The sequence below is a fragment of the Streptomyces sp. NPDC060198 genome (genome assembly GCF_042728415.1).
Lineage (GTDB): Bacteria > Actinomycetota > Actinomycetes > Streptomycetales > Streptomycetaceae > Streptomyces.
In genome coordinates this window covers 1-18,444 of the sequence record NZ_JBHWZJ010000123.1, presented here as the reverse complement: position 1 = coordinate 18,444, position 18,444 = coordinate 1, and the positions used below count along the sequence as shown (strand labels likewise).

The 18,444-nt window shown below is 70.9% G+C and carries 18 protein-coding genes; 16 read left to right on the top strand and 2 right to left on the bottom strand.

Going from position 1 to position 18,444, the window contains the following annotated elements; all coding sequences use genetic code 11:
• The first annotated feature begins 103 nt into the window (after positions 1–103).
• The 12 genes from ACFWEP_RS17295 to ACFWEP_RS17240 all read left to right on the top strand — a co-directional run bounded on the left by ACFWEP_RS17295 (position 104) and on the right by ACFWEP_RS17240 (position 12,006).
• Positions 104–580: an ATP-binding protein gene (locus ACFWEP_RS17295; RefSeq protein WP_387371069.1), complete on the top strand. Its 477-nt coding sequence runs from the start codon at positions 104–106 to the stop codon at positions 578–580.
• A gap of 746 nt (positions 581–1,326) precedes the next feature.
• Positions 1,327–1,923, top strand: coding sequence for a small secreted protein (locus tag ACFWEP_RS17290; RefSeq protein ID WP_387371067.1), 597 nt, complete (start codon positions 1,327–1,329; stop codon positions 1,921–1,923).
• 157 nt (positions 1,924–2,080) lie between these two features.
• Positions 2,081–3,601, top strand: coding sequence for a methyltransferase (locus tag ACFWEP_RS17285; RefSeq protein WP_387371073.1), 1,521 nt, complete (start codon positions 2,081–2,083; stop codon positions 3,599–3,601).
• A gap of 405 nt (positions 3,602–4,006) precedes the next feature.
• Positions 4,007–4,204: a hypothetical protein gene (locus tag ACFWEP_RS17280; RefSeq protein WP_387371065.1), complete on the top strand. Its 198-nt coding sequence runs from the start codon at positions 4,007–4,009 to the stop codon at positions 4,202–4,204.
• 346 nt (positions 4,205–4,550) lie between these two features.
• Positions 4,551–7,394: a type I DNA topoisomerase gene (gene topA, locus ACFWEP_RS17275; protein WP_387371063.1), complete on the top strand. Its 2,844-nt coding sequence runs from the start codon at positions 4,551–4,553 to the stop codon at positions 7,392–7,394.
• Positions 7,395–7,400: 6 nt separating this feature from the next.
• A complete protein-coding gene (locus ACFWEP_RS17270) occupies positions 7,401–8,525 on the top strand; it encodes an SRPBCC family protein (RefSeq protein WP_387371061.1) in 1,125 nt (374 codons plus the stop codon).
• The gene (locus ACFWEP_RS17265; RefSeq protein WP_387371059.1) at positions 8,522–8,884 is read left to right on the top strand and encodes a gas vesicle protein; all 363 of its coding nucleotides are present in this window, start codon (positions 8,522–8,524) and stop codon (positions 8,882–8,884) included. Before ACFWEP_RS17270 ends, ACFWEP_RS17265 begins: the two co-directional genes overlap by 4 nt.
• A complete protein-coding gene (locus ACFWEP_RS17260) occupies positions 8,881–9,711 on the top strand; it encodes a GvpL/GvpF family gas vesicle protein (protein ID WP_387371057.1) in 831 nt (276 codons plus the stop codon). Before ACFWEP_RS17265 ends, ACFWEP_RS17260 begins: the two co-directional genes overlap by 4 nt.
• Entirely contained in the window at positions 9,708–9,935 is a 228-nt protein-coding gene (locus ACFWEP_RS17255) for a gas vesicle protein (protein ID WP_387371055.1), read from the top strand. The genes ACFWEP_RS17260 and ACFWEP_RS17255 overlap by 4 nt, the downstream gene beginning before the upstream one ends.
• The gene (locus ACFWEP_RS17250; protein WP_387371053.1) at positions 9,932–10,210 is read left to right on the top strand and encodes a gas vesicle protein K; all 279 of its coding nucleotides are present in this window, start codon (positions 9,932–9,934) and stop codon (positions 10,208–10,210) included. The genes ACFWEP_RS17255 and ACFWEP_RS17250 overlap by 4 nt, the downstream gene beginning before the upstream one ends.
• Before the next feature lie 62 nt (positions 10,211–10,272).
• A complete protein-coding gene (locus ACFWEP_RS17245) occupies positions 10,273–11,199 on the top strand; it encodes an iron-containing redox enzyme family protein (RefSeq protein ID WP_387371051.1) in 927 nt (308 codons plus the stop codon).
• Between the two features lie 120 nt (positions 11,200–11,319).
• Positions 11,320–12,006: a HemK2/MTQ2 family protein methyltransferase gene (locus ACFWEP_RS17240; protein ID WP_387371049.1), complete on the top strand. Its 687-nt coding sequence runs from the start codon at positions 11,320–11,322 to the stop codon at positions 12,004–12,006.
• A 26-nt stretch (positions 12,007–12,032) separates the two neighbouring features.
• Here ACFWEP_RS17240 and ACFWEP_RS17235 read toward each other — a convergent pair whose 3' ends face one another.
• Together ACFWEP_RS17235 and ACFWEP_RS17230 are read right to left on the bottom strand one after the other, a co-directional pair.
• Entirely contained in the window at positions 12,033–12,242 is a 210-nt protein-coding gene (locus ACFWEP_RS17235) for a CDGSH iron-sulfur domain-containing protein (protein WP_387371047.1), read from the bottom strand.
• Positions 12,243–12,356: 114 nt separating this feature from the next.
• The gene (locus ACFWEP_RS17230) at positions 12,357–13,286 is read right to left on the bottom strand and encodes an adenosine kinase (protein ID WP_387371045.1); all 930 of its coding nucleotides are present in this window, start codon (positions 13,284–13,286) and stop codon (positions 12,357–12,359) included.
• A gap of 286 nt (positions 13,287–13,572) precedes the next feature.
• Here ACFWEP_RS17230 and ACFWEP_RS17225 point away from each other — a divergent pair, with 286 nt between their 5' ends.
• The 4 genes from ACFWEP_RS17225 to ACFWEP_RS17210 all read left to right on the top strand — a co-directional run.
• On the top strand, positions 13,573–14,934 hold the full coding sequence (locus tag ACFWEP_RS17225; protein WP_387371043.1) for an FAD-dependent oxidoreductase: 1,362 nt from the start codon (positions 13,573–13,575) through the stop codon (positions 14,932–14,934).
• Between the two features lie 158 nt (positions 14,935–15,092).
• The gene (locus ACFWEP_RS17220) at positions 15,093–15,725 is read left to right on the top strand and encodes a class I SAM-dependent methyltransferase (RefSeq protein ID WP_387371041.1); all 633 of its coding nucleotides are present in this window, start codon (positions 15,093–15,095) and stop codon (positions 15,723–15,725) included.
• Positions 15,726–15,899: 174 nt separating this feature from the next.
• A complete protein-coding gene (locus tag ACFWEP_RS17215; protein ID WP_387371071.1) occupies positions 15,900–17,459 on the top strand; it encodes an MFS transporter in 1,560 nt (519 codons plus the stop codon).
• 141 nt (positions 17,460–17,600) lie between these two features.
• Positions 17,601–18,444 (top strand): ABC transporter transmembrane domain-containing protein (locus ACFWEP_RS17210; protein ID WP_387371039.1); only part of this gene is annotated, 844 nt, incomplete at its 3' end.

The following is an 18,444-nucleotide window of genomic DNA, read 5'->3' as shown; positions in this document are numbered from 1 at the left end:
ACCGAGAGGTCGGCCGCCCGCTCGACGGGCTCCGGAAGGACCAGGGGTGCGGGCGCCACGCCCGGGCCTCTGAGACGCACGCCCTACGTTCGAGGGGGATCTCATGGCCACCGTTGAACTCCGCTTCAGCGCACAGCCTGAACATGTCCGGACGGCCCGCCTGGTGGCAGCCGCTGTGGCACGCCGGGCCGGCGTCGACGAGGCGGTGCTCGACGAGGTCAGACTCGCGGTCGGCGAGGCCTGCAGCCGGGCTGTCGGGCTGCACCACGCTCACGGCATCGACACCCCGGTGGCCGTGGTGCTGACGGACGAGGAGAAGTCGTTCTCCATCGAGGTCGGCGACGATGTGCCAGGTCCGGGAAGCGATGCCCAAGGCGCCGTTCCCGGCGCACGCCGGGCCGCGTCGGTCGTACCGGTGGGGCTCGACGAACCGGAGCCGGATCCGGACGGTGAAGGTGAGGACGAAATGGGTCTTGCCGTCATCAAGGGGCTGGTCGACGACGTGGAGGTCCGGTCGGGGGTGAACGGCGGCGTGATCCGGATGACCTGGCCGACCGCGCCCGCGGTGGTCTTTCCCTGATCGCTCTTCCCCGCGGCGCCCACATGGCGCACGGGCCTGCTGGGGCCGTTGAAGCCCGATGTTCGCGATGGTTGCGATTGTTCGCGATGGTTGCGATGTTCGTGCAGGGTGCGCCTCGCCCCTCGGGTCCGCGTGCTCTTTTCCGGTGCCTGTGACGACTGCCGAGGGTGGTCGCGAGTGCGGCCGAGGTGGGGTCTCACATCTCCCGTGTGGCTTTGCCGCGCGAAGCATTCTCCGCGGTGGGCCGCGCGCTCCCGCGCGCCGCGTACTTCCGCGACGCCGTCCGCGCCGCGGCCTCATGCCCATCCGTACCCCCCGCCCCGGAGGGCCGCGAACCTCCTGCGGTACCACGAGGAACCACCACGGACCAGGAAGAACCTCGGACGGAGCCATGACGAACCGCGAGGCACCTCTGGTGATCGTCGGGAAACCTCCGGCTTTTCCTGGGCCCTAGCATGACATCCAGTCACATCGGCTGCTCCGGATGAGGGCTGACGATTGGTCCGCCGTACGGGCCGAGCGCAGGGCTCCGTGTGTGTGGGCCGTCATCCGTTCGGGTGAAGGTGGGATTGCTGTCCGCAGGGTGGTCCGCCTGGGCGGCACGGCTGCGGAGGGTGAGTTGAATCTCCTCCGCCCCTCTTGATGCAAATGGCTGCAAATGGGCACGTACCGGGAGACCGGCGCCCGGATGTCGCCCACTTGGCGTGTAAGTTCCGGGGCCGAGAGCCTTGGAAGGGACCGATTCGGTGAACAAGAAGCTTGCGGCCGCACTGTCCGGCGGTGCGGTACTCGTACTGACGCTGACGGGTTGCAGCGACGACAGCAACGACGAGGTCGACGACTGGGCCAAGAAGGTGTGCGACCAGATCCAGCCGCAGCTGCAGAAGATCGCGGACGCCAACGCCGCCATCCAGGAGCAGACCGCGGACAACAGCCAGCCCGCCGACGTGCAGAGGACCGACTCGGCCGCCTTCCAGCAGATCTCGGAGGCGTACAAGGCGCTCGGCTCGGCCGTGGACTCGGCCGGCGCCCCGCCCGTCGACGACGGTGAGGCCACGCAGCAGGAGGCGGTGAAGGGACTCAACGCCTCCTCCGCGGCGTACGCGAAGCTCAAGAGCGAGGTGGACGCACTCGACACCGAGGACCAGGCGAAGTTCGCCGATGGCCTCAAGGACATCGCCGAGGAGTTGAAGAACACCAGTAGCAGCGGTGCCGACGCGCTGAACAAGCTGCAGTCCGGCGAGGTCGGGAGCGCCATGGCCAAGCAGGACAGCTGCAAGAGCCCCGCAGCCTCCTCCTCCCCCGGATCGGGCGCCCCGGCCTCCAAGGCCAAGGCCTCGTAGCCGTCGTAGCCCTCCTGGCTTCTGTACGTCGCCGGGGCGCGTTGGCCCGGTCACCCGTCGCGGTGGCCGGGCCGCTGCCGTTGTCGGTGGGAGCGGAGACAATGGGGGCGTGAGTACGAAGAGCCCTTCAGCACCGACAAGCCCCTCGGGGCCCCGCCTGCCACAGCCAGAGCACGTTCCCGCGCTCCGTGAAGCGCTGCTCGCAGCCGCTTTCACCGCGGACGGACTCCTGGAACTGCTCGGCGCACCGGCCTACGCGGCCCTCGCGCGCGCCGAGACGGTTCCCGCGCTGCGCGCCGCCGGGGGCGACACCGCGCTCGACACGCTGGTGCGGCTCTTCCTTCTTCAGCGGCCCGTTCCGGTGGCTCGGGCGGAAGCGGCGCTTCCCCTCGCCCTCTGCCTGGCGGACGGCTGGGTGCGCGAGGCGGACGGCGAGGTGCGGGCGACCGTCGACGTCCGCCCGTACGGCGGCCCCGAGGGTGAGGACTGGTTCATCGTCTCCGATCTCGGCTGCGCGGTCGGAGGCGCGGGCGGTATCGGATCGCACGAGGAAGGAGTCGTCCTCGGGGTCGGTGGCGCCTCCACCACGCTCGCCGGGATCACGGTCCGTACCGCGGTGGCCTCCGCCCTCGACCTGGGCACGGGCTCCGGTATCCAGGCGCTCCACGCGGCACAGCACGCCACGCGCGTCACCGCCACCGACCTCAACCCGCGCGCCCTGGACTTCACGCGGCTCACGCTCGCCCTCTCCGGCGCCGCCCCGGCCGATCTGCGGGAGGGGTCCCTCTTCGAACCGGTCGCCGAGGAGACCTACGACCTGATTGTCTCGAATCCGCCGTTCGTCATCTCGCCCGGCGCCCGCCTCACCTACCGCGACGGCGGCATGGGCGGCGACGACCTCTGCCGCACCCTGGTCCAGCAGTCGGGCGCCCGGCTGAACGACGGGGGGTACGCCCAGTTCCTCGCCAACTGGCAGCACGTGGAGGGCGAGGAGTGGCAGGACCGGCTCCGTTCCTGGGTGCCGGCCGGCTGCGACGCCTGGATCGTGCAGCGGGAGGTGCAGGACGTCACCCAGTACGCCGAGCTGTGGCTGCGCGACAGCGGTGACCACCGCTCCGATCCGGCCGAGTACACCGCTCGTTACGAGGCATGGCTCGACGAGTTCGAGGCGCGCGGGACCACCGCGGTCGGATTTGGCTGGATCACCCTCCGCAAGTCCGCCGCGGCCGCCGCCGGGAATCCGTCGGTCGTCGTGGAGGAGTGGCCGCACTCGATCGAGCAGCCCCTCGGGCCTGCCGTGCTCGGGCACTTCGCCCGCCAGGACTATCTGCGCGCCCAGGACGACGCCTCGCTGCTCGCGGGACATTTCACGCTCGCCGAGGAGGTCGTGCAGGAGCAGGTCGGGCTGCCGGGTGCGGAGGACCCCGAGCACGTGGTGCTGCGTCAGCACCGTGGCATGCGGCGGGCCACCAAGGTGGACTCGGTGGGCGCCGGGTTCGCCGGCGTCTGCGACGGTTCGCTGCCGGCGGGCCGCATTCTGGACGCCATCGCCCAGTTGATGGGTGAGGATCCGGTGCTGCTGCGGGACCGTACCCCCCAGGCGATCAGGCTCCTGGTCGAGGAGGGCTTCCTGGAGCCGGTGACCCCGGGCGCCGACAGGGCCGGGCGTACGGCCTGAGCGGGAGCCCGGGCCTGAGCGGGCGTACGGCCTGAGCGGGAGCCCGGGCCTGAGCGGGGCGTACGGCCTGAGCGGGAGCCCGGGCCTGAGCGGGAGCCCCGGCCTGAGCATTCGCGTCCGGGACGGCGTACGCCCGGCCTGAGCGGGCGCACGCGGCCCGGGCAGGCGCGCTCGGCCGAGCCCCGGCCTGGGCAGGGGGTACGCGCCGGTCGCGCCGTACGTCCCCCCGCCGGGCCGGCCGTCCGGCAGCCACGTCGGGTCCGCTGTTCACCCGGGGTTCGCGTGGCCGACGTCCGGGGGTGGCAGCCTCCCCCTGCGCGTCCCGTGGGCGAGCCGGCCCCGCCCGGGTCCGGCCGACCGGGCCCGCCGGACCCGGTGCGCGGGCCAGGACAGGGGTGCGGAGACATGGAGAGCGGACCGGCGGCCATCGGGGGATCGGTCTTCGCGCTGTTCGGCGCCGCCCTCCTCATCTGGACAGGGGCGCGCACGGCCCGGCGCGCGCCGGTGGCTCTGGGAGTGAGCCCCGTATACGCCGCCGTGCTTTCGACGGTCTTCGGCGTACTTTTCCTCGTCCTCGGCGTGTGGGTCCTCACCGGCATCTGATCGAATCCGGCGTGTCGGGCGCGCGGGCCGGGAGTCCGCCGGACCGCCCGGACCGGGCCCCGCAGCACCCCTCTTCACGTCTGCTCCGCACCGTCTTCGCGCAGCCTCCGCACCCCCTCCCCGGCGCCCCGGAACCCGCAGGCAGCGGCCGTACCCGGTGTGGAAGGGACGGTCCGGGCGGCAGGAATGCCGGAAGTCGGGTTACCGTTCGAGTGGCCGTTGCGGGCTTTTGCCGTTTGACACGGGGGCGGGTTGTACCGTCACACTCCGCAGCGACAGCACCTCCAGTGGCTTCCGAGCCGCCGTGTGGATGCGCATCGAGTGCCGACCGGAGAGAAGAGCGAAGTTGTCCCCGACCAGCGAGACCGCAGAGGGCGGCCGCCGACTCGTCATCGTCGAGTCGCCTGCCAAGGCGAAGACGATCAAGGGCTATCTCGGCCCCGGATACGTCGTCGAGGCGAGCGTCGGGCACATCCGCGACCTCCCGAACGGCGCGGCCGAGGTCCCCGACGAGTACACCGGCGAGGTCCGGCGGCTCGGGGTCGACGTCGATCACGACTTCCAGCCCGTCTACGTCGTCAACGCGGACAAGAAAGCCCAGGTCAGGAAGCTCAAGCAGCTGCTGGCCGAGTCCGACGAACTCTTCCTCGCCACCGATGAGGACCGCGAGGGCGAAGCCATCGCGTGGCACCTGCAGGAAGTCCTCAAGCCCAAGGTCCCGGTCCACCGGATGGTCTTCCACGAGATCACCAAGGACGCGATCCGGGCCGCCGTGGCCAACCCGCGTGAGCTCAACCAGCGCATGGTCGACGCCCAGGAAACCCGCCGCATCCTCGACCGTCTCTACGGCTACGAGGTCTCGCCGGTCCTGTGGAAGAAGGTCATGCCCCGGCTGTCGGCGGGCCGTGTCCAGTCCGTCGCCACCCGGCTCGTCGTCGAGCGGGAACGCGAGCGCATCGCCTTCCGCTCCGCCTCCTACTGGGACCTGACGGGCACCTTCGCCACCGGTCGCACCGGTGACGCCTCGGACCCGTCCACCCTGATCGCCCGTCTCAGCGCGGTCGACGGGCGGCGTGTCGCCCAGGGTCGCGACTTCGGTGCGGACGGACAGCTGAAGGCAGCCTCCGGCCAGGTCATGCACCTGGACGAGACGAACGCCCGCGCCCTGGCCGCCGCTCTCGCCGACTCGGCCTTCGCGGTCCGCTCGGTCGAGTCGAAGCCGTACCGCCGCTCGCCGTACGCCCCGTTCCGTACGACCACGCTCCAGCAGGAGGCGAGCCGCAAGCTCGGCTTCGGGGCGAAGGCGACCATGCAGGTCGCGCAGAAGCTGTACGAGAACGGCTTCATCACCTACATGCGTACGGACTCCACGACCCTCTCGGACACGGCGATCACCGCCGCCCGGGCGCAGGTGACCGAGCTGTACGGCGCGAACTACCTGCCGGAGAAGCCGCGCACCTACGCGGTGAAGGTCAAGAACGCGCAGGAGGCGCACGAGGCGATCCGTCCCTCCGGCGACCGCTTCCGCACCCCGGCCGAGACCGGCCTGACCGGTGACCAGTTCCGTCTGTACGAGCTGATCTGGAAGCGGACCGTCGCGTCCCAGATGAAGGACGCGGTCGGCAACTCCGTCACCGTCAAGATCGGCGGCCGGGCGAGCGACGGCCGGGACGCCGAGTTCTCCGCCTCGGGCAAGACGATCACCTTCCACGGCTTCATGAAGGCGTACGTCGAGGGAGCCGACGACCCGAACGCCGAGCTGGACGACCGCGAGCGCAGGCTGCCGCAGGTCGCCGAGGGCGACGCACTCTCGGCCGAGGAGATCACCGCCGACGGCCACTCCACCAAGCCGCCCGCCCGCTACACCGAGGCGTCGCTGGTCAAGGAGCTCGAAGAGCGCGAGATCGGCCGCCCGTCGACGTACGCCTCGATCATCGGGACGATCCTCGACCGCGGTTACGTCTTCAAGAAGGGCACGGCGCTCGTCCCGTCCTTCCTCTCCTTCGCCGTCGTCAACCTGCTGGAGAAGCACTTCGGCCGGCTCGTCGACTACGACTTCACCGCGCGGATGGAGGACGACCTCGACCGCATCGCGCGGGGCGAGGCCCAGTCCGTGCCGTGGCTGAAGCGTTTCTACTTCGGTGCGGGCGAGGACACGGCCGGTGCCGGAGCGGCCTCCGACGTCGGCAACGGCGACGGCGACCACCTCGGCGGCCTGAAGGAACTCGTCACCGACCTCGGCGCCATCGACGCCCGGGAGATTTCCTCCTTCCCCGTCGGCAACGACATCAAGCTCCGCGTCGGCCGGTACGGCCCGTACATCGAGCGGGGCGAGAAGGACTCCGAGGGGCACCAGCGCGCCGACGTCCCCGACGACATGGCGCCGGACGAGCTCACCGTCGAGCTGGCGGAGGAGCTGCTCGCCAAGCCGAGCGGCGACTTCGAGCTGGGCACCGACCCCGAGTCCGGCAACCAGATCATCGCCAAGGACGGCCGGTACGGCCCGTACGTCACCGAGGTGCTGCCCGAGGGCACGCCGACCACCGGCAAGAACGCGGTGAAGCCGCGGACCGCCTCCCTCTTCAAGTCGATGTCGCTCGACACGGTGACGCTGGCCGACGCGCTCAAGCTGATGTCGCTGCCGCGCGTCGTCGGCCAGGACGCCGAGGGCGTCGAGATCACCGCGCAGAACGGCCGCTACGGCCCGTACCTGAAGAAGGGGACGGATTCGCGGTCGCTCACCTCTGAGGACCAGCTCTTCGACATCACCCTCGACGAGGCCCTCGCCATCTACGCGCAGCCCAAGCAGCGCGGCCGTGCCGCCGCCAAGCCGCCGCTGAAGGAACTGGGCAACGACCCGGTCAGCGGGGCCCCGGTGGTCGTGAAGGACGGGCGCTTCGGCGCGTACGTCACGGACGGCGAGACGAACGCGACCCTGCGTACGGGCGACAGCGTGGAGGAGCTCACCCCCGAGCGCGGGTACGAGCTGCTCGCCGAGAAGCGTGCCAAGGGACCCGTCAAGAAGAAGACGGCCGCGAAGAAGGCACCTGCCAAGAAGGCCACCACGGCGAAGAAGGCCCCGGCCAAGAAGACCGCTGCGAAGAAGGCACCAGCCAAGAAGAGCGCAGCGGCCAAGAAGACGTCGTCGTCCAAGCGGACGGCTTCCAAGCGCGCCGATCGCCGGAGGTAGCGAGCCATGGCCAGCAGCGAGAAGGACGGTTCCGAGGACAAGGTGTCAGGCGTCGAGCGGCTGCGCGAGGAACTTTCGGGCTATCTCTCCGGTCAGGTGGAGCGACTGGCGGGGAAGGCCGGAGAGAAACTCACGGACGTCACCAGTCAGCTGACCGGTGTCGCGAACGGCGGGTCCCTGCCCGCCATCGGGTCGCGTGTCCTGCAAGGGGAGTCACCACTGAAAGCCTTCGTCTCCGAGAAGGCCAAGGGGGTGAAGGACAACGTCGTGGGCAAGGCGAAGGAAGCCTTCGGCGGAGGCGGCGGGGACGGGGGCGGCGGAAAGGGCGGCGGGAAGAGCAAGTCGGGCGGGAAGTCGATGAACATCATCGAAGTACTCGACGTGGGCGTGCCGTTGCGCGACGCGTACGACTACTGGACGCAGTACGACCAGTTCAGCAGCTTCACCAAGGGCGTTCAGAGCGTCTCGATGGGCGACGAGATGGAGAGCGACTGGAAGGTGAAGATCGGCCCTTCCTCCCGCGGCTTCAAGGCCACCGTGCAGGAGCAGATTCCCGACGAACGGATCGTGTGGACGTCCGAGGGAGCCAAGGGCAGCACGCGCGGCGCCGTCAGCTTCCACGAGCTGGCGCCTTCCCTGACCAGGATCATCCTGGTCGTGGAGTACTACCCGGCGGGCTTCTTCGAGAAGACGGGCAACCTCTGGCGTGTCCAGGGGCGCCGTATCCGCCTGGACTTCAAGCACTTCCAGCGCTACGTCACCCTCAGCGCCGAACCCCCCGAGGGCTGGCGCGGCGAGATCCGTGACGGGGAGGTCGTCGTCTCGCACGAGGACGCAGTGGCGGAAGAGGAAGCGGAGGAGCAGGAAGGCCAGGAGGACGAGGGCGACGAGGAAGAGGACGGCGACTTCGAGGACGAGGACGCCGAGGACGGAGACGACGAGTACGAGGACGAGGAAGAGGACGCCGAGGACGAGGACGAGGACGGCGAGTACGAAGAGGAGGAGGAAGAGGGAGACGACGAGGACGACGGCGAGTACGAGGAAGAGGACGACGAGGGCGACGAGGAAGAGGAAGAGGAAGAGGAAGAGGCGCCTCGTCCCCGGAAGCGGAGAGGGGGCGGACGGCGGTGACGGACATGGCCTATCGGCAGACCGCTGACACCATCCCCGGTCCGCAGACGACCAACCTCGCCGACATCCTGGAACGGGTTCTCGACAAGGGCATCGTCATCGCGGGAGACATCAAGATCGATCTCCTGGACATCGAGCTGCTCACCATCCGCCTGAGGCTCTTCGTGGCCTCGGTGGACACGGCCAAGAAGGCCGGAATCGACTGGTGGGAGACCGATCCCGCACTCAGTTCACGCGCGTCGCGCAGCGCCCTCCAGGAGGAGAACCGCGAACTGCGCGCACGCATCGCGGCGTTGGAGTCCCCCGACGACGCCGACGCCGACGGACGGAAGAGATCCAGGGAGCGCGCACGCACATGACCCGTACCCCTCGCAGCGGCTCCGCTTCCGGAGGCGGCGCCCTCTATGTCTTCGCCGTGTGCCGCGACCTCGCCCCAGGTGCACTCGGGTGGTTGCCCGGCCTCACCGGCGAGGAGCCCGTACGCGCGCTGTCCCTCGGATCGCGCCTGTCGGCCGTGGTGCAGACCGTACGGGCCAAGGACTTCACCGACGAGGTGTGGCAGGAACGGCTGGCCGACCAGGAGGAGCTGGAGCGCTACGCGCGGGCGCACCACGGTGTGGTCACCGCCGTCGCCGGTGGCGCGCCCACCGTGCCGCTCCCGATGGCGACGCTCTACCACGGTGACGGGAGCGCCCGGGCGGCGCTCGGGTCGCAGGCGGCGCGGTTCGACCGCGCACTCGACCGGGTCGCCCACCACGCGGAGTGGGGCGTCAAGGTGTTCCTCGCCCCCTCGGCGGCCCAGGACACCACGAGCGGGGAGGACTCGGCCGCCGCGCCCTCGGATCGGGCCAGGCCCGCCGCGGGTTCGGGGCTGGCCTATCTGAACCGGCGCCGGAACGTCCAGGAGAGCCGGCAGCGCCGTCACGTCGAAGCGGGACTCAGGGCCGACGCGGTGGACGAGGCGTTCCGCCGGGTCGCGGCGGAGGCCCGCAGGCTGCGGCTGCACTCAGCGCCCTCCTCCGAGGACCAGGGTGTACAGGTCCTCAACGCCACCTATCTGGTGGCGGAGGCCAGGTCGGCCGAGTTGCACCGGCTGGCGAAGACGCTGCGGGAGCCGGGTGACGTGCAGGTCGCGCTGTCGGGTCCCTGGGTGCCGTACTCCTTCGTGGGCGAGGTGGAGGGATGAACCGCGAGGTGGTGCCGTGGGACTCCGCCGAGCCGCTGACCGGTCCGATCGGGGTGCCCCTGGTCGACCTGCTCGACCGGGTGCTCGCGACCGGAGTGGTCATCAGCGGGGATCTCGTGATCGCCATCGCGGACGTCCCGCTCGTACGGCTGTCGCTGCACGCCCTGCTGTCCTCGGTCAGCGAACGTGTGCCGGCGCCCTGGGCCGACGGAGGGCCGCTGTGACCGGGGCCCGGCTCGACCTCGACCGCGAGCAAATGGGCCGCGACCTCGTCACGCTCGTCCTCACCGTGGTCGAACTGCTGCGTCAGTTGATGGAGCGGCAGGCGATCCGCCGGGTCGACCAGGGGGACCTCACCGACGAACAGGCCGACGAGATCGGAGCCACCCTGATGATGCTCGACCGACGGATGACCGAACTCTGCGAGCAGCACGGTGTGCGCCCGGAGGACCTCAACCTGGACCTGGGCCCCCTGGGGTCCCTGCTGCCCCGGGACTGACGGTGGACGCGTACCGCGACGGAGCGCAGCGCTCACCGCGACTTCCTCGTGCCCGGGGACCGTTGTCGGCCGCGGTGCTCGGTCATCTGCGGGGTGCGGGCGGGCTGCCGGACCCTGGGGCCGCCCGTGGCGCCGATCCGTACGGCGAGGATCTCCATCTGGCGCTGTACGTCTGCTACGAGCTGCACTACCGGGGGTTCGCGGGGGTGGACCCGGCGCTGGAGTGGGACCCGGAACTGCTGGCCGTACGTCGGGGTGCCGAGGATTCCTTCCTGACCGCGCTGCGCCGCGACGCCACACACACCGACCCGCTACAGGAGGTTCTGGCCGGGCTCCTGGTGGAGCCGGTGCGCGGCCGGGGGGTGTCCGACTTCCTCAGGGACCACGGGCAGCTGCGTCACGTCCGCGAGTACGCCGTCCAGCGCTCGCTCTACCACCTGAAGGAGGCCGACCCGCATGCCTGGGTGCTGCCGAGGCTGCGCGGGCGGGCCAAGGCGGGGATGGCGGCGATCGAGTACGACGAGTTCGGTGCCGGACGCGCGGAGCGCGTGCACGCGCGCCTCTTCGCCGACCTGATGGCGGACATGGGACTGGAGACCGCCTACGGCCACTACCTGGACGAGGGCCATGCCGAGATGCTGGCCCTGGTCAATCTGATGTCGCTGTTCGGGCTGCACCGGCGTCTGCGAGGCGCCCTGGTGGGGCATTTCGCCGCGGTGGAGATCACCTCGTCGCCCGCCTCGCGCCGCCTCGCGCAGGCGATGCGGCGCGCCGGGGCGGGGCCTTCGGCCGAGTTCTTCTACTCCGAACACGTCGAGGCGGACGCCGTGCACGAGCAGGTGGTACGACGCGAGGTCGTCGCGGGTCTGCTGGCGGACGAGCCGGAGCTGGAGGCCGATGTCGTCTTCGGCATCACCGCCACCGGTTTCCTGGAGGACCGGCTCGGAGAAAGGCTGCTGGCAGGCTGGCGCGACCGGCACGCCCGCTGACGGGGCGGCCCCGCCGGGATCGCGCCACGCGGGACGCCAAGTGGGACGCCAAGTGGTGACCCGGGTGATTCCGCTCCAGTCTGGGACAGACCGCCCGTCTCTCCGTCCGAGGGAGCTCCGATGGCCATCGATGTGGCGTCAGCCGCGCCTTTCGTCCTCACCCTGCCCGGTGTCTACGCACCGCAGCACGACACCCGTCTGCTGATGCGGGCACTCGAACGCGAGGCTCTCGCCCCCGGTGCGAAGGTGCTGGATCTCGGTACCGGCAGTGGGGCGCTGGCGATCCGCGCCGCTCAGCTCGGCGGGTCGGTCACGGCGGTGGATCTGGCCCGCCGGGCGGTCCTGACCGCCCGGTTCAACGCGCGGCTCCACCGCCACCGCATCGATGTACGACGCAGCGATCTGACCGCCGCCGTCCGGGGCCACGCCTACGACCTGCTGCTGTGCAACCCGCCCTATGTGCCCTCGCCCTCGCCGGAGGTACCCGGACGCGGGCGCGCGAGAGCGTGGGACGCGGGCCACGACGGGCGGATCGTCCTGGACCGGGTCTGCGACGGGGCCCGGGAGGCGCTGCGGCCCGGCGGGGTGCTGCTGATGGTGCATTCGTTGCTCTGCGACCCGGACAAGACCGTGGAACGCCTGGAACGGGCCGGGCTGCCCGCGTCGATGTGCGAGCGGGCCCGGGTTCCGCTGGGGCCGGTCCTGCGTTCCCGGCGGGCGTGGCTGCGCGACCGGGGCCTGCTCGGGCCGGCTGCGAAGAGCGAGGAGCTGGTGATCGTACGCGCGGTACGCGCCGGGCGGGGCTGATCCGATCCGGCCGCTGCCGTACCCGGTCAGCTCTCGTCGTTCTTCACCCGGCGCCGGTGACTGGTGTCGCACCAGGGGTGGATGCGGCTTCTCCGGCACATGCAGAGAGCGACCACGAACCGGTCCGACCGGGCCGTCCCGCCATCCGGGAGCGTCACCTCCACCGGCCCTTCCAGCAGCATCGGGCCGTTCTCGGTGAGTGTGACGCGGCAGGGGCCGCGGGGTGCGTCCGGCACGGGAACCGCCTTCCGGGGTCCGCCGCGCGGGTCTACGGGCGTACGGCCCGGACGGACACCTGACTCGATGGTGGTCCCCGTCCGGACCGCGCGCACGCCGAGGGCCGCCGCGACTCAGACGCGGGCGGCGCCGGTGCTCGCCTCCCACTCCGCCACCCGGGCGAGCAGCAGCTCACGGCCGATGGCGTCCGCCCGTGTCGCCTCCACGGTGCAGGCGTACGCCCCGGCGACGGCGCCGAAGAGGGCGCAGCGTGCGGGATCCTCCCCCGCGAGCCAGCCGAGCAGGAACCCGGCGGCGAACGCGTCGCCCGCGCCGTTGGAGTCGACGACCGGTTCCGGCGGTGCGATCGCCGGGACGTGGCTGGGTGCGCCGTCGACGAGGAGATGGGCTCCGGCGGCCCCGTCGGTGGCGACGACCACGCGGGCCCTGCCGTGCTCGGCGATCCTGCGCAGGGTCGCCGCGGGGTCCTCCAGCGCGGTGGCGGAGAGGAACACCAGGTCCGCCTCGAACGCGAAGGGCTCGTGGTACGGGTTGACGCCGTCCCAGTTGTGCAGGTCGGTGGAGAGCGTGAGGCCCGCCTCGCGCAGCAGCGGCAGGGTGAAGGCGCAGGGGTGGGTGATCGAGACGTGCGCGTGACGGCTCTTCTCGGCCAGCTCCCGGACGGTGGCCTCCGGCAGCCGGTCGCTCTGCGCCGCGCGGCTGTCGTCGTAGAGGGAGAGCCGCCGCCCGTCCGGGCCGACGAGGTTCACCGCGCGTTTGGTGCCGAGCGGCTGCGTGACCTCCGTGAAGGGGAGGGAGTGGTCACGGTGGAACGCCCGCACCAGGTCGCCTTCGTGGTCGTCACCGATCAGGTCGATGTGATGGGTGCGCAGGCCGAGGGAGGCGAGCCCGAGGGCCACGAAGTCACCGGTCTGCCCGGCGCGCGCGGTGATGCCGGGGCGGATCATATGGCTGTCGGCGTACGGGAGCGGCAGCTCGGGGACGTACACGATGGTGTCGACGCCCGCTCCTCCCAGGACCAGTACGTCGTTCTCCTTGCTCATCGGGCTCCCCCGGGTCGCGGCTCGTGCGGGACGTCAGCGAGTCAAGCAGCTGCCCGAGGCCGCCCTCAATCCCTTGCGGAAAAGCACTGAAAGCTTTTTCATCAGGCGGTCGGACAGCCGGGCCGAGCAGGTCGCCCGCAGCACCGCAGAACCTTCGCGGCTACCCCGGCCACAGGCTCCGGAAGGCGAGGACATAGCGTGTAGGGGGGTGTAGTAAGTCAAGCCTTACCTTGACGTCACCCTGCCCGCGTTCACCCGCCCCGAGGAACGAAGGAACTACAGCCCCATGACACGCCCCGTCCGCGTCGCCATTGTCGGAGCCGGTCCCGCCGGAATCTATGCGGCCGACGCGCTGCTGAAATCCGAAGCCGCCAAGGACCCGGGTGTCTCGATCGACCTGTTCGAGCGCATGCCCGCACCCTTCGGTCTGATCCGCTACGGCGTGGCCCCCGACCACCCCCGGATCAAGGGCATCGTGACCGCGCTGCACCAGGTCCTGGACAAGCCGCAGATCCGTCTCTTCGGCAACGTCGACTACCCGAACGACATCGGTCTGGACGAGCTCCGCTCCTTCTACGACGCGGTGATCTTCTCGACGGGCGCCGAGGCCGACCGCGCCCTCGACATCCCCGGGATAGAACTGGACGGGTCCTACGGGGCCGCCGACTTCGTCTCCTGGTACGACGGTCACCCCGAGATGCCGCGCACCTGGCCGCTGACCGCCGAGAAGGTCGCCGTGCTCGGCGTGGGCAACGTGGCGCTGGACGTGGCGCGCGTACTCGCCAAGACCGCCGACGAGCTGCTCCCGACGGAGATCCCCGCCAACGTCTACGAGGGCCTCAAGGCCAACAAGGCGCTGGAGGTGCACGTCTTCGGGCGTCGCGGTCCCGCCCAGGCGAAGTTCAGCCCGATGGAGCTGCGCGAGCTGGACCACTCGCCGAACATCGAGGTCATCGTCAACCCCGAGGACATCGACTACGACGAGGGCTCGATCGAGACCCGCCGGGGCAACAAGCAGGCCAACATGGTCGCCCAGACGCTGGAGAACTGGGCCATCCGCGATGTCGGCGACCGCCCGCACAAGCTGTTCCTGCACTTCTTCGAGTCGCCCGTCGAGGTGCTCGGCGAGGACGGCTCGGTCGTCGGTCTGCGTACCGAGCGCACGGAACTGGACGGTACCGGCAACGTGCGCGGCACCGGCGCGTTCACCGACTGGGACGTACGAAGCGTGTACCGCGCGGTCGGCTACTACTCCGACGAGCTCCCGAAGCTCCCGTGGGACCCGGCCTCCGGCACGGTCCCGCACGAGGCGGGGCGCGTGATCGCCGGTTCGGACCACATGACGTCGGTGTACGTGACCGGCTGGATCAAGCGCGGTCCGATCGGTCTCATCGGCCACACCAAGGGTGACGCCAACGAGACCGTCGAGTGCCTGCTCCAGGACCGGGCCGAGGGCCGCCTGCCCGCCCCCGCGCAGCCCGAGCCCGACGCGGTCGTGGCTCACCTGGAGGGCCGCGGGGTCCGGTACACGACGTGGGAGGGCTGGCACCGCCTGGACGCGCACGAGAAGGCGCTCGGTGCCGAGCAGGGTCGCGAGCGGATCAAGGTGGTGGAGCGTTCGGCGATGCTGGACGCCTCCGGAGCCTGATCCCCGCACGGCGCACGCGTCCCCGGTCCCCCTTCGCGGGAGGCCGGGGACGCGGTCGTCCGGGGGAAGCCGTCCACGCTCCGGGGCCCCGTTGTGGGCGGGGGCGCCGGGTGGCACGATCCGGGGTGAACCGGCCGGCCCGCGGAAGGAACGCACCCATGGACGAGACGAGCGGCACCTCGGCCGCGGCGGTTTTCGACGCGCTGGGCGCCCAGTACGAGCGGGCCTTCGCCGGCTCTCCGGCGCACCGGGACTCCCTGCGGGAGCTGACCGGGCATCTCGCGCCGCACAGCAGGGTGCTGGACGTGGGCAGCGGGACGGGCCGGCCGACGGCCGAGGCTCTGGTCGCCGCGGGGCACGAGGTGCACGGTGTCGACGTCTCACCGGTCATGGTGGAGCTGGCGGCCCGGCAGGTCCCCGGAGCGTCCTTCGTGCGGGCCGACGTCCGCGAACTCGTCCTGGCCGAGGAGTCCTTCGACGCCGTGTGCGTCTATTTCTCGCTCCTTCAGATGACGCGGGCCGAACAGGCGGCACTGCTCGCCCGACTCGCCCGGGTCCTGCGTCCCGGTGGGCTGTTGTCCGTGGCGACGGTGCCGCTGGACGTGGAGGGTGTGGACGGACTCTTCATGGGCCGCCCGGTGCGGGTGACCAGCTTCGACGCGCCCGCGTTCACCGCGCTGGTGGCGGACTGCGGCTTCACGGTCCTGTCCGAGCACGGTGCGCTGTTCGTCCCGGACCATCCGGACGCCACGCCCGAACCGCACCTCTTCCTGCACTGCCGTCGCGACTGACGCCCCGCGGGACGCCGTCGGGCGGCGCCCGGCGTGCGGACGCGCGCACCCGAGGTGACCATGGACTCCATGGAACCGACGGGCGACACGAGCAACGGAGCGAAAGGCCCCCGACGGCCCGACGGAACGACGACGGGCGCGCAACCGCCGAACCAGGCGCTGGCACTCGCGGCGATGCTGTTCGCCGTGTCGATGACCTTCATCGACCAGACCATCGTGGCCATCGCCGCGCCCGACATCATCCGTGAACTCGGCCTCACCTCCTCGCAGATGCAGTGGGTGGTCAACGCCTATCTGCTGACCCTGGCGGCGTTCTTCGCGCTCGGCGGCCGGCTCTCCGATCTCTACGGCCACCGCCGGGTCATGCTCTGCGGAACGCTGATCTTCGTCGTCGCCTCTGCCCTGTGCGGGGCGGTGCCCTCCGGCGACTTCGCTCAGGCATGGCTGATCGGGTTCCGCGCGGTACAGGGCATCGGCGCGGCGTTCATGTTCCCGGCCGCGCTCGCCGTCGTGATCGCCGTGTTCCCGGTGGAACGCCGGGGGCGGGCCCTCGCCCTCTTCTTCGGGATCTCCGGCGCCCTCACCGCGATCGGGCCGCTGCTGGGCGGCTGGCTGACCGGGTGGACGTGGCGGGCCATCTTCTGGGTCAACGTGCCCGTCGCGGTGATCGCGATCGTCCTGACCCTGCTGGCCCGCATCCCGGACCGCTCCCGCCGTGAACCGCTGGACGTGCCGGGCGCCGTGCTGATGGCCGCCGGCATGGGGCTGACCGTACTGGGGCTCCAGCAGTCCGCCACGTGGGGCTGGGACTCGCCAGCGACCTGGTTGTGCATCGCGGCCGGGCTGGTGGTGCTGGTCCTCTTCTGCCGCTTCGAACTCCGCGCCGCGCACCCGCTCGTCAAGCTCCAGGTCTTCCGCGACCGGGCGTTCAGCGTGGACATGGCCGTGCTCTTCTTCGCCATGCTCGCCTTCGTACCCGTGTTCTTCTTCGCGTCGGTCTACGCCCAGGTGTCCCTCAGCGCGTCCCCGAACCAGGCCGCGCTCTACCTCCTGTACTTCTTCATCGGGTTCGCGCTCGCCTCGCAGTGGGGCGGTCGCATCCTCGACAAGCGGGGCGCCCGCCCGGCGATCAGGCTCGGCACCGCCGTAGGCGCGATCGGCTTCGCACTGTGGGCCGCCAACCTGACGAAGCTCTCGATGCACGACCAGTGGCTGTACGCGGCCATCGCGGGAGCGGGAATCGGCCTGCTGCTCGCCCCCGCCTCCACGGACGCGGTGAACCGCGCCATCGGAGCCTCGTACGGCGAGGTCACCGGTGTCACGCAGACCATCCGCAATTTCGCGGCGAGCATCGGCCTCGCGGTGTTCGGCACCGTGCTGACGCACGTGACGGTGAGCCGGGTCACCGGAACGCTGCGCGACGCGGGGGTGCCGAACGGCACGGCGCACGACGCGGCGCAGAGCATCGCGGAGTCCGTCACCGGGAATGCGGACGCGCGGCAGCCCACCGGGGACGGCAGGGCCGCCGAGATCGCGCGGGACTCGATGCACGCGATCCGGATGGACTTCGCGGAGGCCAACCAGTGGGTCTTCTACGGGATGGCCGGGGCACTCGTGATCGCGTACATCTGCTCCCGCTGGCACCCGGGAACCCGGGTGACGACGCACGGGACGGACCCAGCCTCCCCTTCCGCGGCCCCGCCGCCCGGCGGGAAGCCGACGGGCAACCCGTGACCGGCCGGCCGTCTCCCCGAAGCCGGGCGGGCACGCCTTCGGCCGCACCGAACCCGTGACCAGCGGGTTCCCGGCGAAATGCCCGCCCACGATGCGGATGGGGTCTTGCGGCCGCGGCGGACCGGCGGCTTGGCTGGCCGGATGCAGCACACGCTCGCTCTTCCTCCGCGGCTCTCCGCGCTCGACCACCGCTACCGGGGCGAACACCCCGTCCGCACCCTCGGCTACCTGCTGCGCCCCGACCGGGCCCGGCTGGCGCTCGCCGTGCTGGCGTTCGTCGTCAAGCACAGTCCGATCTGGCTGCTCCCCCTGATCACCGCAAACATCATCGACATCGTCGTCCGGCACAGCCCCGAACGGGAGTTGTGGCTCAACGCGGGCGCGCTGCTCTTCGTCCTCGTGCTCAACTACCCCATGCATCTGCTGTACGTCCGCTGCCTCAACGGCAGCGTCCGGCGGATGGGCACGTCCTTGCGGCAGGCACTCTGCCGACGCATGCAGCAGCTCTCCATCGGCTACCACGCGCGGACCAGCGCCGGTGTTCTGCAAGCCAAGGTGGTCCGGGACGTCGAACTGGTCGAGCACATGGTCCAGCAGAGTGCCGACATGGGGCTCGCGGGGATCGTCACCCTGATCGGCGGCCTGGCCGTGATAGCCGTCCGGGTACCGGCCTTCCTCCCGGTCTTCCTCGTGGTCGTGCCCGCCGCCGCGTTCCTCGTCATGAAGCTCCGCACCCGGCTGCGCACCCACAACGAGTCGTTCCGCCAGGAGGTCGAACAACTCTCGGCCCGTGTCAGTGAGATGACGAGCCTGATCCCCATCACCCGGGCACACGGCCTGGAGAAGGCCGCGCTCGGCAGGGTGGACGGCCCGCTGAGCCAGGTGCTGACGGCGGGTCTGCGGCTGGACGTGCTCAACGGCCGGTTCGGCGCGATGGCCTGGATCCTGCTCAACTCACTGGGTGTCGGATGCCTCGCCGGTTCCG

Bases quoted from the DNA above. Each gene is read 5' to 3' on its own strand.
- ACFWEP_RS17255 (WP_387371055.1), top strand. From the start codon at position 9,708: ATGAACCGCGAGGTGGTGCCGTGGGACTCCGCCGAGCCGCTGACCGGT.
- ACFWEP_RS17260 (WP_387371057.1), top strand. From the start codon at position 8,881: ATGACCCGTACCCCTCGCAGCGGCTCCGCTTCCGGAGGCGGCGCCCTC.
- ACFWEP_RS17270 (WP_387371061.1), top strand. From the start codon at position 7,401: ATGGCCAGCAGCGAGAAGGACGGTTCCGAGGACAAGGTGTCAGGCGTC.
- ACFWEP_RS17220 (WP_387371041.1), top strand. From the start codon at position 15,093: ATGGACGAGACGAGCGGCACCTCGGCCGCGGCGGTTTTCGACGCGCTG.
- ACFWEP_RS17225 (WP_387371043.1), top strand. From the start codon at position 13,573: ATGACACGCCCCGTCCGCGTCGCCATTGTCGGAGCCGGTCCCGCCGGA.
- ACFWEP_RS17215 (WP_387371071.1), top strand. From the start codon at position 15,900: ATGCTGTTCGCCGTGTCGATGACCTTCATCGACCAGACCATCGTGGCC.
- ACFWEP_RS17230 (WP_387371045.1), bottom strand. From the start codon at position 13,286: ATGAGCAAGGAGAACGACGTACTGGTCCTGGGAGGAGCGGGCGTCGAC.
- ACFWEP_RS17240 (WP_387371049.1), top strand. From the start codon at position 11,320: ATGGCCATCGATGTGGCGTCAGCCGCGCCTTTCGTCCTCACCCTGCCC.
- ACFWEP_RS17295 (WP_387371069.1), top strand. From the start codon at position 104: ATGGCCACCGTTGAACTCCGCTTCAGCGCACAGCCTGAACATGTCCGG.
- ACFWEP_RS17280 (WP_387371065.1), top strand. From the start codon at position 4,007: ATGGAGAGCGGACCGGCGGCCATCGGGGGATCGGTCTTCGCGCTGTTC.